Consider the following 16,061-nt stretch of genomic DNA (forward strand, 5'->3'; position numbering starts at 1 on the left):
TTGGTTTTTAATTTTCAGATGCTGTTATTCCATATCCAGAATGTACATATCATCTAAAAATCTGATGCTTTTCAGAATGTTTTCATCTTCATTTAGGTAAGCTAATTCATCGATCACATCACTGATGTCTCTTACCGGGATGCGCCGTCTTGCTCTGTTCTTTTTTATTTTTTTTATTCTTTTTTCTTTCATGGCTTCTAATTTTTTTAATTGCTGCTTTCTCTTCAGTTTAATTTTTCCGGTTCTCATTTCATTCTGTTTTTAGCCCTGAATAATATTGTAAATCGTTCTTTCGGAGAGGAACAGCATTTCCATTAATTCTGTTACAATTACTTTCATCTGTTTGTTTTGATTACGCTTTACATAATCAATGACAAAATCTTTTCTTTTTTCTACTAAATCTTTGCTTCGTTTCATGTTTGGTTAATTTTTATATGTTAAAAGGTTTGTTTTTTTCTCAGACAAGTGTTCAGATTCTTATTTTTTTCAGTTAGGTTAAGTCAATAAAAATCCTCAAGACTTATTTTTAAGCCTTTAAACAGAGATCTGACCGTCGTTTAATTTTGATTTTCAAGAAGCCAAACTTCCGTATTTGCAAGAGAAAGCTGACGACTTCCTGATTTCAGGATTTACCTTCCAGCAAGATGAATTTATTTCAATATCTGCTGAGTCGGTAATTTTTCTGTAGGAATGGTGGATATAACATTGTGTTTGGGTTTTAAATGATTCTATAATTGATAAAGTTTTTTTCAACTTCTGTTTAATCTGAATGTTTCTAATCTATAGTCAGGTATAATGAATCGATATTTTATACACTAACTTAGCAGTATTATATTTTCAGAAAGATAAACAGCTAGATCGACTGCTTTATTTTCGGCTGATAAACGGATTCTAAATTTTACAAACAAATAAAAACGAACAAATTACATTTTAAAAATCATTGAAACGCAATTTTCACACATCTATTATAAAAAATATTGTCGTATTTTATTTATTCTTACCCTATTTAAAAATCTGTTAAAAGCCGCACCAAGCCTACAAAAAACACATCAAACTATTAATTTTAAAAAGATTATTTAGTGTTTAGTCCTATATAAACATTAAAAAAAATAGTTTTTCATTCCATATAAATATGTATCTTTGTATTGTTCAACTTTATCAACAGGACAAATATACGAACAATGTTCGTGTTTTAAAAATAAAAAATGATTTTTTTCATATTTATTTTTATTTAAAACTCTAAACATATCAAAATGAACCATTTAGAATTCAAAGAAATCAGAAAAAAGCTGAACATGAAGCAGTCTGAAATAGCAGAATCTATAGGAGTTGGAACCAGAGCCGTACAATACTGGGAAAAAGGCGAACGAAAGATCCCTGAAACCACTGCTTACTTTGTAAACAATTTACTTCAGGAGCAGGAAAAAAAGCGTAAAGACGGCGCTTCTCCTGTCGTTTTTTCAGATTTAAAGATCATGAATGTTCCGCTTGCCAATCAGTATGCACAAGCCGGATATCTGCATAATTTTGCGGATGAAGAATATATAGAAAGCTTACCTACCATTCCTTTTACGGATGATGTGGAGCACCGGGGCGAGTACATGTGTTTTGAAGTGAAAGGAGACAGCATGGACAACGGATCTTACGAAAGTTATCTGGAAGGTGACATCATATTATGCAGAAATATCAGACAGGATTATTGGCTAAGTAAACTACACTATGATAAATGGGATTTTGTGATCGTTCACAAAGAAAAAGGGATTCTGGTAAAGCGAATCATTAATCATGATGTTGAAAAAGGCATTATTACCCTTCACTCTTTAAATGAATATTATGAAGATTTCGAAATCCATCTGAAAGACGTTGCAAAGCTCTTCAATATTATAAGTACGAGACGTAAAAATAACAGACGATAAAAGAAATACTGATTAAATAAAATCCTCAAAACTGAGGATTTTATCAGTTCTTTTCAGATAAGTAAATCAAGGTGTCGGACACTCTAACTGGGATTCAACATTCAATATTTGAGCTGTTTTTGGATCTACAATATAAACCACACTTGGAGTGATATTTGAAAACCTGATCCATCCAATTCCGTTATCTGTGAATCTGCCTGGTACACCCTGCCCAAGAATTCTTATGTTTTCCCGTGTTGCCAACATACCGTTAGTCAGATAAATTAAACTTCCTGACTTTGGTTCAGGTGTACTTAAAGTTACATTTGTCTTCCATGCGTAATTTTCTAATCCGTTACAAATATCCGGGCTTAGATCATCACCATGAGCTAACCAGAAGGATTCTAATAAATTTCTCCATTCTCCGGATTGAAACTCAACGAAGCCCGACCAAGGTGAAACTACAGATGATGAACAATGTCTTCTTACTCTGATGAAATAAGTAGTCTTATTAACAATAGTTCCATCATTCATTTCAATATATTCTGTTGGCTTGTAATCACTTCCCATAATTACCCTTACGTGAATAATATTAGTAAATTTATCATCTGTTGCTATCTGATATTCTACCGCATAAAGATTTTGCGGATCTGTTGAATAGTCCATTATTATTTGGTCTTTCTCTCCCAAATACACTTTATCAATTTTAGGAGTTTCACATGATGGAGGACTACACTCTCCCACCACAAAAGAACCTGTCTGATTAGCAGATACTCCATTTGCAGTTAACCTTAGTTTATATTCATACTCACCGGAAGCCGGAAAGTTTGGAACACTTATCAATCCTCCACTTGCGGGCACCGAAGTTATATTATACTGAATATACGGATCTGTTGAGTTTTTAATTCTATATTCAAGCAATGCAGTCGCTCCCGTTGTTGGTATAGAGGATGTATAATATATCTGAAATGAAATGTTGCATTTTGCCGCTGCTGCCATTCTATTATATTTTTGTTGTTATTATATTTTATTGATGTTGAAGGGATGATCTTACAATCATAAAACCATCCCTTTTTACAGTACTGATTATTTCTCCTTTACCTCCACGGCTATTTCAGCTTTAGCAAATACACCGCTTTGAACATGAAGAACCGTAAGCTGGAATGTATAATCTCCAACAACTAAATTTGTAACCTTTAGATTAGAGTCATTGGCTCCGGAAAGTGTTACTGTCGGACCTTTTATCTTAACCCATGAATAAATAAGTGTCGAAGGCCCATCACCTTTCCCAACTAATACAAATTCCCTAGCAGACAACGGAACAGCTTCTGAAGGACCTGTAATTTCTGCTTTAACAACAGGAATAATACCTTCACAACAGTTATCCCTTAAAAAGTTGATATTATCTATCATCACTGTTGGAGCCGGCGGATTGTACCAATCATTAATTATAGAAATTTCCTGATCACAGCCATTGTTGCTTACTCTTATTTTTATTACCGGAATATTTTTCGGATCCAGATTAGTGAAAGTATAGCTCACATTACCTTTATCATCTGGTCTTATACTTTCCCAAATACCTGCAAAATTTCCACTATAGGTATAATCTTTAACATAACCTTCAAAAAAATTAAGGTTGATTGTTGTCGTACCTGAACCGCCACTCGGATAATCAACAGAAACCACTTTAACCTTAACCTCCGGCTGCGTGATAACCTTAATACTGCAGTTGGTTGGCTGGTCGTCTACAGTAAAATTAATGACCTGATTATGTAAACTCGCGTCTACCAATTGCGGATTAAAATGATACTTTCCATTATTATCCATTTCCACACCTCCACCGACACTGGCTTTCACAACTCCCCCAACAGGAGAAACTGTAAAAGGTATAGAAGGTGATTCAGAACAAATAACAGCTGCCGGCAAACTTAACTGAACCTGAGCTTTGTACCAATCTCTTATGGCAACATCCTGAGTACATCCGTTGCCACTCACTTTCACTTTTATTGTCGGAATCCTCGTTGGCACCAGATTATAATAGGTATAATAAACATAACCGTTTGCATCCGGATTCTGCGTAATGAAGCTTCCATTATCCCAGAAATCCCAGCTATAGGTATAATCTTTAAAGTTTTTATCTGTAACAAGCATCTTTACCGTTGTTGCTACTGACTCTCCTTCAGGATAAAAGACAAAATCAACAGCTATGTTCACCTCCGGTTGTGGAATAACTTTTATTCTGCAGTTTGTAGGTTTTCCATTTACAGTAAAGGTAATTTCCTGACCATGTAAACTTTTATCCACCAATTTTGGATTAAAGAAATACTGTCCGTTATCTATCTCCACACCCGCACCAACACTCGCTACAACTTCACCATTCACAGGAATTACAGTAAACGGTATACGATGCGCTTCAGCACAAATAACAGTACTTGGTAAGCTTAATTTAACTTCAGTTTTTGGAGTACAACAGATATACGGAAGCGAAAAATCTGCGACAACTTTTGTTTCTGCATCTATATTCTCATACACCATTACAAAAGTACCTCCACGTTCAACTCCGCGTTTATGTTCAAGCCCCGGATGCTTTTCTAAATATTCATTGAAATAAGCTTTTGACAGATCTTTGTTATTCACCAATTTATCTAAAGACAAAAGCATAATATCAAATCCCAGCTGATGCTTATCTCTGATGTCTTTTATATGATCAAAAGCCATTCTGTAATCCATTCCCTGATGACCTTCTATATTATAGAATGAGCTTTTATCTACACTAAAATTTACAGGTCCTTGTACCCTTTGGTCTGAAGGTAAAAATGCTGTGTCGTATCTTACATTATCAAGAATTGACCGATTGCTTGTTTTATCAAAATTCCAGGTTTTTAAAAACTCTTCTGTAGTCTCATAATAAAAAGGAATCGCTTTATTGCTTAAAGGAGATAATTTCTGCGACGAAGTAATTTTAATTTTCACCTCATTTTCAAAACCATTCGAATACCTGAAATTTTGTACCTGCTGTTTAAAACGATCAATTAATACTCTGACTCTTTGCGTCGCTTTATCATCATCTAAAACAGGCGAATTATAAAATTGGTGTCTTGTAGAATCTAATTGCTTATCTGATACTAATTTTCCAAGCATTACATGTTTAGGAAAAGAAACCAAATCAGGAAAACACTTGGCAAATGCTTTAGGAAGTAATTTTATGATTTCAGAATAGGTTTCGTTTAAATCTTTCATTACATCATAAGCATACTGAAAACCCGTTTTTTGAGCAAGACATTCTTCAATTAAATTTCTGAAACTTTGATAGTCAACAGTTGACACTCCTATTAGCTTAGCAATTTCATTGATTTTTTTAAAAACAATATCACCATACCCATTTTTTTCCAGAGCAACCTTGTACATTTCTTGCAGGTCTGAAGAGAAAAACTGTGCGTCGACTCCTTTTTCTAAAATAAGTCGCTCCACAATTACTCGCTCCTGATTGGCGGCCCCCATTACCCCATCTATAAACAAAGGATGAGGATGGATCTGATCGCTTTCAAGAATATGTTCAATTCCTGCCGCTGTAGTAACTAATACTTTAAGGTTTCGAATCTGTTGAATTCCATGATTGTCGCAGTCAACTCCTCTGCAAGGTTTAATCTCTTTTTCGTCGCTTTCTAAATACAGTAATAAATATTTTTCTTCTAAATTTGAAAGGCTATCGATAAGTTGAAAATCAGAACCCGCTTCTTCACTTGTTGCCAGTTCCCAAAGCTCAATCTGATCAGCACTTCCAACCTTAAATGCCGGATATTCTACTTTAGAATTATCATATTCTTTAAAATGTGTATAATCTTTACTTTCAATCTTAATTGTTTTTAAATCACTTACATACAGCTCCTTACTTACCTCACTTGTTTTATTTAATGTTAGCAAATCTCCATCAGTTGTAAGAGCTGCTCCCTGAGAAAGCTGTATTTTATTTAATTGATTATCTACATAAATAAGTTTTGGTTTGAGTCCACAAACAATACCTACCCCCTGTAACATTACTCTAGACAAACGATCCTGATCTTCAAAGAAATCTAAAAACTCATTGAACTGAATATTATCTATATATTGCCCTTTACTAAACTTGCGGTATTGGACCGTTATATTACTTAATTGATTCTTCATTATTATTAATTTTTTAATGATTCTTAAGGTCATTTAATACACTCCACAGACAGTATTTCCGTCTATGGAGTGATTATTAAACTGTTTCTCCTTTCTTGAATTATTTTCTTGTGTCGCCTGTACAAGGGTTAATTGATAGGAAATTATTCTGCGGATAACCATCATAAATCGGAACCAGACTATCAGCAAGGAATATCTGAGTCCAGGCAACACCTGTATGACAATTATTCAATGCACATTCAAGAGAGAATGAAATAAACCCGTCCGGTGATAATGCCGCAATTTGCTGTGCCTCATCCTGATTAATAATAATTTCACTCGCTCTGTCATATCCTGTATAATTTTGTGGATACCCATGAGGGAAATTCTTTTTATCATTAGATCCTCCTGTATTACTTAAGAAAACATTTCCATTTGCACTGCCACCTATGATTAATCCGTTTCCTTTTAAATTAAATGTAGCATTATTACAAGTATGATTTCCTCCTTCTTTCGCATGTATATACTGAACAAGAATTCTCATCCCAGTTAAACAAGCAATGGTAGACTGTCCGGTTAATGTTAATGGCGCTAATCTATAAACTGTACTACATCCGTTAACATTAGTTACCGTAAGTGTCGGGTTGAAAGTATCTTCTTGCCCTGCAATCAGTTTGTACACATGAGTTTTCTTATTAGTTGGCGCTTCGTTATGAATAATCTGGCTACCATCGTCAAAATTCCAAGTAAACGTAAGACCTGTAAGATTTCCAACCACATCAAATTCAACTTTTGCATCAGGATTTGTGGTATCTGGATTTGTTGTAGGAGCTTCATAAGTTACATTACCTGCAGTTACAGACGTTATTTCCGGATTTTTATGTACAGTCATCTGAGCTTCTACAGCATCGTCATTAACAGTAAACGTAATGGTCTGATCCAAGTAATTTGAATTAACCAAACCAGGATTAAAGAAGTTCTGACCTCCGGATTGTGTAATTACAGGTATCTGAACACCATTTACAAATGCTTTTACCTCTCCGTTTTCCGGAACAACCGTCATAGCCATCGGAGCATCTTTCTGACACAGTTTGCTATCCGGTAATATTAAGAATACCGGCTCTTTTTTAGAGCAGCACAGATACGGTAATGAGAAATCTGCAAGAATCTGATTTTTTGTTTCATTTTCATAAATTAGGACAAAAGTTCCACCCGGCTCTACACCGGCTACATGCTCTAATCCTGATTTTCTCTCTAAAAATTCACTTAACAGTTCGCTTACTACATCATCTTTTCTAGGATCCTGTTTTACAACATTAACACCTTCTGATGGCACTTCTTTTGCGAATTCAGCCTTGTTTAACAATCTTAATTTCTCGTCTAATCTGGAGATGTTGAGTAAAGTATTTTGGGAATCAACTTTTCGGTTACTGATATCGCTGGAAATAGATACCAACTGTTTTCTGAGCTCGTCAATAGATACTGTTTTTTCTTTTGGAACCTCTCCACCAGGCTTTTCCTCTTTATGCAAAACCAATGCGATAACATCAAAAGCCAATCCGTATTTTACTTTAAGATCTGTGATGTTTTGTAATGCTGTTTTATAAGGCAATCCTAAATGTCCTTCAATTCTGTAAAAGTCATTGTTATCGATATTATAATTCAATGGATCCTGGACGAAATCATCATCTGCTAAATTGGCTGTATGATAACTTAGATTATATTTTTCTCTATCGGTTTTAGTTTTTTCAAAGTTCCACTGATTCAATAATGGTTTATCTACATTATAGTAATACGGAATTGCTTTTTCACCCAACCTTACATTGAGATTGGAAGGCGTAATCTTAATAGCTCCGATATAGGATTGAAACCCGTTTATTTTCTGAATAAAACGATTGGCAAGCATAATTACTCTTTCGTAATTTTCATCGTCATTCGTAGTTATTGGCGAGTTATAAAAATTGTGACGGAAATCGATACGTTCTCCTAATTCCAGTTTTGCTCCAACAGCACCTAACATAAGGTGTTTAGGGAACGAAGTTATGCTTGGACAGCATTCAGCATTCAAATGCAATAGCAATGCTTTTATTTCGTTGTAAGTATCAATCAGGTCCTTTAATAAATCATATCGGTATTGATAATCTTCTAATCTGGACGCTCTACCATCCAATAAAAAATTCAGCTTATCAAAGAGTGTTTGCCCTCCGAAATTCATATTTACTCCGAGAGTACGCGCAATAGCTTCAAAACCATTACTTAAATTTCTTGCAACAGCATTCGCTTCCTGAAATTTAATTTTTAGTTGGGGCGCATTTACAATAGTAGCATCCAAAATAACTCTTTTAGCTTCTATTTTAGGTAATTTATCAAAAAGTTCTTCATAGACATTATGAGCTGTATAAATACTGTCTTTGGCATCGCCATTCGCCATAAGTTCCGAAACAGAGGAAGAATCTGCTAAAAGCACTTTAAGATTGGACACCTGCTCAGATCCGACATGATCACAGTCTGCATCCTGACAGGGGTTTTCGTCATTAGAATAACTTTCTAAATACAGAATGATCACTTTGTTATATACAGTATCACGAATGTCAGCTAAGGGTTTGAAATCTCCAGCATTCGCACCTAAATCTTCATATTCCTGTTGTGTGATTACTTCTAAAAGAGGTATTTGCTGACCATTAATACGAAAATGTTTGTAACCGATTTCATCAGTATATTCTCTATAATATTTATAATTTTTAACACCAAAATCTACAGTAACCTCTGATGATGCGGCTCCTTTTTGACGTAATGTTATTAAATCTCCGTCTGTGGTAACTCCGGAGCCTTGCGTGATTTCAATAGTATCAAGATTAAAATCAAGCTCTATACTTCCAGCTTTCTCCTCCAGATTAGCTTCAGGCTGTAAAATTAAATCTACATATGAAGATTTAAAACCACACACTATACCTACCCCGCTCAAACGGGTTCTTGATAACCTGTCCTGATCTTCAAAATAGTCTAAAAATTCGTTTAGTTGCCCTTCTGTTAACGCTTGATTATCGTTGAACTTTCTATATTGGGTTGTTACTTTGTCTAATTTAGTATTCATTATTTTTCAATTTTTTTTGATAAGTTCGATTGTCCTATTATGATTTTTCCGTCTGTGTCGTCATCCTCTTCTGCGGCACAATCCAGAAGCCTTCCAGGTCGATAAATATTGTTTAAATAAGTAAGAGCCAAGACAAGTTCATGAATGCTGCTTCCTAACTCAGCAGTATTGTTTTTTGCTTTATCTGAAAGGTATTTTTTGAACGCAACTTCGAATTTCGACAAGTCGTCCTGAGCTATTTCTGTCTCGCTCATACGATCCCCAACCCAGCAAATTTTTGCTAAAACATGAGCCGGAATTTCTTGTCTGATCACTGTTTCTGCATAACGTCTGAAATCAGGATCCTGAAAACGATATGCAAAGCCCGGAAGAACAACACTTACTCTGAAAGAATAAGGATCATAAACATCTATTTCGCAATCTTCACAAGAGTTCATAAAGGCTTCCGAATATTTTATCGGATCTTTGACAGATGAGTCTGCCTGAAGATCATAAGCCACTCTAAAAGTTTCACCAATAGACATACAGCCGATCCCACCCATGAGTTTGTAATCTTTAGCTGTTGGTTTTAACAATAGATGCTCAACAAGGAAAATACCTTCTTCCGTAAACTCATATTTCAGATAATCAACCAATTTCACAATTCCTGCCTTCAATTCTTTGAGTGTTGAATAAGGATTTGTTTTTTTATGGGTAGCGATTACGTTTTGCTTTACAGGATCATCTACAATCTCAAGATAGAAGTTACCTCCCAATGAAACACGAATTTTTATATTTCCAATTAAACAGAAATTATTTTCACAATCTCTTAATTGCTTTAATGTATCTTCAAGTTCTTCTTCATTTAATCTGTTTAATGCATTTTTAAGGTCTTCCTGATCTACCTGAATCGTTTGATAAATTGCATCATTCAGATTTTTATTTGCATTATACTCAATTTTGTAAGCATTCACAGACGATAAAACAATATTGCCACCTTTATCTTTTACCTTCCAGGTGTATGTACTTTTTCCATTAATATCCTGAGTTTCAATAATGGATACCGGTGATTGAGACAAACTTCTTTGCGTATAATCTTTAAGTCCCAACAAACGGGCAATTCTTTTCTGAGCCCCGGAAATATTATTGGTGTTCCAAATATCTGAATCTGAAAACAATGTGTAATTATAACCTAATCCTCTATCCTTACTTAATGACTGATACTCATTTAAGAAACTCTCTTTATTACTTAAAACAATTTCATCGGCTGAATTTCCATACAGCGATTTCATTAAGAAAGTATAATCACTGAATGTTTCGGCAAAACGGGAAATTAAATGATCTAAAACTTCATTTCTTCGTTCTACACTATTATCAAGTTCTTCGTATAAAGAATCCGTAAGCTTATCGTCATTAGTGGTATCATAATCAGAAACCAGTTCATCAAAACCTTTAATATTTTTAAGAGCTTGTGTAAAGTAAGTTCTCTTTAAATCACCATTCACACTTAATACTTCTTTTATTTTTTCCAGGTGTTTGAAGTAACCGGCAAGAATCTGATCAAAAAATAATAAATAACCTTTTAATTGTTTTGCCAATGCTTCTCTTTCAGGATTCTGATTTCCTATAATTCCTGATATTCCTACTCCATAAGTATCCGGAAATTCATTCAAAATAGTCGCATAATTGGCTATGTCATAAGACGTTCCCTGTGGTAAAGCCAGTTCTTTATTCTGTCTTGCATCTTCTCTAAGAATTTCTTCTTCTCTTTTAAGATTTTCCAGATAATTCTTAACTTTTTGGTCATTAATATTTAATGGCAGGGAACCTTTGCTATAGCTGAAAGAACTTAGATCACACAATTCCGGTTTTCTGCCTTTTTCAATACAGATCAACCAATCGTTGTTTTGTTTTACTACACTATCACAACCAGCAATAGAAATTTCATGAATTTCTTTAATGCCATCAATTTTCATTATTTCACTAATGATATCTGAAAGACGAACTTCTCTTCTTAACTGGCTATTTCTGAGTTCTTCAGTATCGATAAAACCGTTATCCAAAAGAGGTCCTTCAAAGATTTGATCTGTAGTTAAACCTTTATCAAGCATTTGCTTCAGTGAATAAAAATGAACCTCCGGAGATAAATAATTATTGATTGCTCTGGTTACTTTAGCATGCACCAGTTCTTCATCAGCTTTATTTACAAGTCCGATACGGGCACATACAGCAACTTTCTGGGTTTCAACTTCTTTAATTTCTGCCAAATCTTCACAAAGACTTCTGTTAGCATGATAACGGTCTAATATTTTGGTATTGATATTAGATTTTTCGCATCCTCCTTTTGCATCAATATCTTCAGCATAATCTACATAAAGATCATACATTCCTTTTACCTTAAAATCTTTTGTCTTTTTTCCGATAGGTTTAAAGTCAAGATTTCCGGTTTCGCAATCAACATATAATGTTTCAGTTTTAGGAACCAGCCAGCAATTACGGATTGGCCTTTTATGTCCTGAAATCATGTTGATATCGATAAATAATTTTCTATAGTCAAGCTCGGTTAATGGTTTTGAAGGCAGAATCTCAGTAGCTTTTAAAAACTGTGTATGAATATCTTTCTCTTCTTCATCAGAAGACAGGATATCTTCCATATTCAGATTCATTCTCATCCCAAGATCTGTGATGGCATAACTTAAAACTTCCAGAGTGGTAATACCAGGATCATGAGAATTATAATCGGTCCAGAGCTTTCCTCCTAACTTTTCTATGTATTCAATACCTGTTTTTCGTAGAAAGTGAAAATCTGTCTGATCTTCAGTTTCTATATTTTTTGATATACTAATATGCTTATTTTCTGACATGATTATGTTTTCTTCTGTTTATTATTAAATACATACCTGATTTGTAATACTCACGTTATGCTGTTTAGATGATACCAAGATTGATTTTGGATCTACTTCTATCAAAGCCTGTTTTTGCAGCTCATCATTAACCTTTATTTTCACTTCGTCAATATAATCTACGTAATGTAGCTGCTCTAAGTAGGTAACGAGCTGATTAACATTCAATACCACATTAAAATCAATATCTTTAGTGTCTGTAAAAGCCCAAGGAGAGATATATTTTTTAATATCTTCATCTAATTGTTTCAGGTAAAATGTTTCATCATACTGTTCGAAGAATTTCACCTTCGCCTCTACTTTTGCTTCTTTATAATTTGGATTAATTACCTGAGCATCAACATGCATTGTATTTAATTCGTTTACATAGTTTTGAATTTTATTCAGGGTAGCTCTGCTCACTCTTGGCTGGTAAACATCAAAAGCATTTTTATTTTTAATATTCGGCACCACCATCAAGGTTACAAAACCCGGATCCATATAAGATTTTTCAGAAGTATGGTTTAAGCATTTTACTTTAAAAACCTCCGGAAATTCCTGTAAAACCAAATGCTCGTAATCCCATTGGGTAATGGCTCTGTGCTTATGCCTCAATCTTTCACTTACACGTCTGTAAAACTCAGGATCTGTTTCTTTGTATTTACCGCCAAACGAATTGTAAGGCTGGTTAACAGATTTTACCTGAGGAACTCTTGTAATGAGTTTAGCAATGGTTTTTGCGGCTAATCCATCATTTAAATGAGACAGATCATTGTTCTGGTTCTGGAACGTTGCCAAAACTGCCTGAGTATAAATTCCCTGAATTTTACATACTGCATCGTAACTTCTTTTCGTTCTGGCTCTTACCCAAACCAATCCGTCGGTAAATCTTGTATGGTTGGTATCGATATCTTTGGAAATTTTAAACTTTACGATACCGGATTCCAGGAATCTTCTGGTCTCATTCTGTAACATATCCTTTGACAGATCAATCCATGTATTTTTTGAAAGAATGCTCCATTCTATAAACTCTTTGTTCTGGAAAGTATCGGCTAAAGGATTTTCACTTCCTTCCAACATCTGAATTAGGAGAGAAACTGTCGTTTGTGTTTTCGCTTCAAGACCGATGTATAACTCACCTCCATTTTCGTGTATCGGAACAATATTCTGTATTTTAACTTCTTTTTCGTATTGCCCGAATGCATCTTCATGATACAATTGCACTTCTTTACTTTTTGAAGCCTCACCTTCGGAATCTTCGTTTAAATATGAATAAGCATCTTCTTTTGCACTGTAATTCAGCTCAATATCTTCAGCAAAAGGAATATAAGGTTCGTTTGGAATCTTTTTCTTACTATTAGAACCGGCAGATAATGCCAAAGTGTACAATTTGGGATACACGTCATGTAATGACGACTGGTTCAGCGTCAATCTGATCACCTCACTTGTTCCCGACTCATCACTTACATTATTGATAGAAAACTGAGTTTGATAACCGTTCTCTATTTTTTTAAATAAATCAATATCATTAGCTTTCGTATGCCATATTTCTTTATCCAGTAAAGCTGTATCTGCTTTAAAATAACTATCAGAGCTTACAATTGATGTGTTTTCCAGCCCTTCAAACTCCTGTAAACTGATGTTTTGGTTGGGTTGAATGATATATCCGGAGTATAAATCTTTTATAGAATCCGGAGTATTCTTCCAGTTGATGGTAATGTCTGCATTCTGCCATCTTTTAGAAAACATTTCAGGGCATTTAATAAAAAAATTAGATCCTTTAATGGGTTGTGCCGTGAACGGATAATAAGGCTTTTCTGAATTTAATGCCCCGTTGTCGTTTTCGATCTGAATCGATTTTACTCCTTTTACATCAACCGATATTTCTATATTTTTTACCAGTGTATCCGAAAGAGCTTCGTAGACATCGTAGTATTTTTCTCCTTCAATCATAAACCTTACAACAGGGAAATTGGTCTGGAATGTTTCTAAAAGTACTTCCTTATTGTATTTTACCACCGCGGGAAAATCTTTGGGTAATGTGAAAGAAAGTTCTAATCTGTCTTCTTCCTTTCTGTTACATTTTAAAGGAATTCCGGATAACCATTCTTTTTCGCCACTACAAAGCACTTTGATAGTGTTTTCAATATATCCCTCCGGAAGTTTTTGCAGTCTTTGTGTTGAATTTTTCTTAAAATCAATTTTAAGAGTAACTGTTCTTTCACCTTCTTTTAAATCAAATAATGATGATGCCACCGAAAAGCCCAGTTTAGCTTTTGGAAGTTCTTTGTAGATAGATTTTTTATCAGCAATTGTTTCATTAGCGTTATATCCAAAAGGCCACCAATAATTGCTCTCTTCAGGTAATTTATCACCCAAACCATCGGAAGAATTTGCGATCGGAGCCATTTTCAGCTCCCTTTCTTTTACGTCGTTTAAAAAACTTTTTACTTCAACTACTTTTGCCTGATTGGCAATAAGCTCCTCGCCTGTTTTGTAAACACGTTTTTTTCCACCAGCGTCTTTATCACCATCCAGCAATGTACCGGTCGGAATTTTCTCCTGAATTGCTTTTTTGGCCAATTCAAAAATGACATAGACTTTATCTGATTTAGCATCATTTTTTTCAATTTGAAGTATTTCATTATAATAGAAATCCAAATGCCTTTTCGTTAAATTATTAAAGGCTTTTTTAGAGAAATCTAATAATTTTAAAAAGCAAACAAATAATGTTAAATGAGGAGTCAAGTTGCTGTCTTGTTCAAACTGTGACATAAGATCTGCAACCTGTTTTTTCATACTTTTATACTCAACACTCTCTCTACGTGGTATAGTATCAGTATCATCATCACCCAAGAAAAAGTTTCCCCAGTTTCCTTTTGGTGTTGTATTATCATCTTTATCAAAATAGTTTACACGCTTCGCAAAATTGTTTGCAAATAATAGCCAATCAAACAAATCGAAATCGTGTAATTCAAGATTACCCGGATCTAATTCTGCTAAAAAGCGCTGCATTTGTGATTTTCCTTCACGATAATGTGAAAATGTATCTGTTTTTTTCATTTGTTTTATATTTATCTTTCTATGGTCAGATGCAATACTTATTGTAGTGTTTGGTCGTATTTAAAATGGCTACAGACATTCCGTAATTCATTATATTTCTGTTGCTTCTCCTTTGTAGAAAGGAAAAACCATATTGCTTCTTGTATTCGTATTTCTTACTTCGTAGTCAACTGTTATTAGAACCTCTCCTTCAAGCTCATCCTGGGTATCAATATCAATACTCAAAATGTTTATTCTAGGTTCATGATATAAAATTGCACGCTCAACAATTCCTTTCATCTGAGTGATCAGCGTTAAGTCCAGAGGTTTAAAAAGCATTTCCTGCAAGTCACATCCGTAATTTGGGAACATTACACGTTCACCTGGTCGTGTTGATAATAAAATCATAAGACTATTATTGATGTCTTCCACATCGGTAGTCATTGCCAGTTTTCCTTCAGTTTCATTAAACTCAGGCGGAAAACTCCAGCCTATTCCTAAAAAATCTGTATTTATTTTCATATGTAGATATTTATTCTTTTCAAGGTCATATACAATCGCTTACCCTTCATATTTCGTATATTTAGACTTAACCATAGCGATTTCATACGTTATTTTGTATTATATTTAGTTATAACATCTTGCATCTGTAGCATAGAGTTTGGTTTGTTCTAACCGTTTTATTATTGATGTTTATTTAAATGGCGGCTATTATCATATAAAACCTTTCTCTTATTATCCACCTATTAAAACAGTAGGTTCACCTGCGCTTATTACGCCTCCATGAGCAGTGGAATCCCCCATTCTTGCGGCAGGTTTTCCGCCTATCATTACACTTGAAGATCCCGATGCAATAGTATCTGGCGGACCTGTACATACTGCTTTATCTCCTACTCTGGCTGCGGGTTTTCCACCGATTAATACAGTCGGTTCTCCTGCGGGAATTATTGGGCCACCTACGTGCGGAACATTTCCTGTCACCATAGGACAGGTATGCATATCTGTAATTCTTGCTGCCGGTTTCAT

10 protein-coding genes are annotated in these 16,061 nt (G+C 34.5%); 1 reads left to right on the top strand and 9 read right to left on the bottom strand.

Annotated features, from left to right (window positions below):
• Positions 1-24 precede the first annotated feature (24 nt).
• Entirely contained in the window at positions 25-249 is a 225-nt protein-coding gene (locus ACR1PN_RS07330; RefSeq protein WP_433979495.1) for a hypothetical protein, read from the bottom strand.
• A 12-nt stretch (positions 250-261) separates the two neighbouring features.
• On the bottom strand, positions 262-417 hold the full coding sequence (locus ACR1PN_RS07335) for a hypothetical protein (protein ID WP_378183428.1): 156 nt from the start codon (positions 415-417) through the stop codon (positions 262-264).
• Between the two features lie 836 nt (positions 418-1,253).
• On the opposite strand from ACR1PN_RS07335, the gene ACR1PN_RS07340 reads away from it, so the two are divergent.
• Positions 1,254-1,916 carry a S24 family peptidase gene (locus tag ACR1PN_RS07340; protein ID WP_378183431.1) on the top strand — a complete coding sequence of 221 codons (663 nt, stop codon included), beginning with the start codon at positions 1,254-1,256 and terminating at the stop codon, positions 1,914-1,916.
• 66 nt (positions 1,917-1,982) lie between these two features.
• On the opposite strand, the gene ACR1PN_RS07345 is transcribed toward ACR1PN_RS07340, so the two are convergent.
• The 7 genes from ACR1PN_RS07345 to ACR1PN_RS07375 form a co-directional block, all read right to left on the bottom strand.
• Entirely contained in the window at positions 1,983-2,894 is a 912-nt protein-coding gene (locus ACR1PN_RS07345; RefSeq protein WP_433979496.1) for a hypothetical protein, read from the bottom strand.
• 87 nt (positions 2,895-2,981) lie between these two features.
• On the bottom strand, positions 2,982-6,059 hold the full coding sequence (locus ACR1PN_RS07350; protein WP_433979497.1) for a PKD domain-containing protein: 3,078 nt from the start codon (positions 6,057-6,059) through the stop codon (positions 2,982-2,984).
• 100 nt (positions 6,060-6,159) lie between these two features.
• Positions 6,160-9,132: a hypothetical protein gene (locus ACR1PN_RS07355; RefSeq protein ID WP_433979498.1), complete on the bottom strand. Its 2,973-nt coding sequence runs from the start codon at positions 9,130-9,132 to the stop codon at positions 6,160-6,162.
• Positions 9,132-11,975, bottom strand: coding sequence for a hypothetical protein (locus ACR1PN_RS07360; RefSeq protein ID WP_433979499.1), 2,844 nt, complete (start codon positions 11,973-11,975; stop codon positions 9,132-9,134). The genes ACR1PN_RS07355 and ACR1PN_RS07360 overlap by 1 nt, the downstream gene beginning before the upstream one ends.
• 24 nt (positions 11,976-11,999) lie before the next feature.
• A complete protein-coding gene (locus tag ACR1PN_RS07365; RefSeq protein ID WP_433979500.1) occupies positions 12,000-15,056 on the bottom strand; it encodes a baseplate J/gp47 family protein in 3,057 nt (1,018 codons plus the stop codon).
• A 90-nt stretch (positions 15,057-15,146) separates the two neighbouring features.
• Positions 15,147-15,557: a GPW/gp25 family protein gene (locus ACR1PN_RS07370; protein WP_378183449.1), complete on the bottom strand. Its 411-nt coding sequence runs from the start codon at positions 15,555-15,557 to the stop codon at positions 15,147-15,149.
• A 213-nt stretch (positions 15,558-15,770) separates the two neighbouring features.
• On the bottom strand, positions 15,771-16,061 hold the full coding sequence (locus ACR1PN_RS07375) for a PAAR domain-containing protein (protein WP_378183452.1): 291 nt from the start codon (positions 16,059-16,061) through the stop codon (positions 15,771-15,773).

Origin of the sequence: Chryseobacterium sp. RLHN22 (assembly GCF_051011795.1) — a bacterium.
Taxonomy (GTDB): Bacteria; Bacteroidota; Bacteroidia; order Flavobacteriales; family Weeksellaceae; genus Chryseobacterium; species Chryseobacterium zhengzhouense.

What these genes read in the sequence shown, in the direction of transcription:
- ACR1PN_RS07350 (WP_433979497.1), bottom strand. Translation starts at nt 6,059, where the DNA reads ATGAAGAATCAATTAAGTAATATAACGGTCCAATACCGCAAGTTTAGT.
- ACR1PN_RS07375 (WP_378183452.1), bottom strand. Translation starts at nt 16,061, where the DNA reads ATGAAACCGGCAGCAAGAATTACAGATATGCATACCTGTCCTATGGTG.
- ACR1PN_RS07335 (WP_378183428.1), bottom strand. Translation starts at nt 417, where the DNA reads ATGAAACGAAGCAAAGATTTAGTAGAAAAAAGAAAAGATTTTGTCATT.
- ACR1PN_RS07365 (WP_433979500.1), bottom strand. Translation starts at nt 15,056, where the DNA reads ATGAAAAAAACAGATACATTTTCACATTATCGTGAAGGAAAATCACAA.
- ACR1PN_RS07360 (WP_433979499.1), bottom strand. Translation starts at nt 11,975, where the DNA reads ATGTCAGAAAATAAGCATATTAGTATATCAAAAAATATAGAAACTGAA.
- ACR1PN_RS07355 (WP_433979498.1), bottom strand. Translation starts at nt 9,132, where the DNA reads ATGAATACTAAATTAGACAAAGTAACAACCCAATATAGAAAGTTCAAC.
- ACR1PN_RS07370 (WP_378183449.1), bottom strand. Translation starts at nt 15,557, where the DNA reads ATGAAAATAAATACAGATTTTTTAGGAATAGGCTGGAGTTTTCCGCCT.
- ACR1PN_RS07345 (WP_433979496.1), bottom strand. Translation starts at nt 2,894, where the DNA reads ATGGCAGCAGCGGCAAAATGCAACATTTCATTTCAGATATATTATACA.
- ACR1PN_RS07340 (WP_378183431.1), top strand. Translation starts at nt 1,254, where the DNA reads ATGAACCATTTAGAATTCAAAGAAATCAGAAAAAAGCTGAACATGAAG.
- ACR1PN_RS07330 (WP_433979495.1), bottom strand. Translation starts at nt 249, where the DNA reads ATGAGAACCGGAAAAATTAAACTGAAGAGAAAGCAGCAATTAAAAAAA.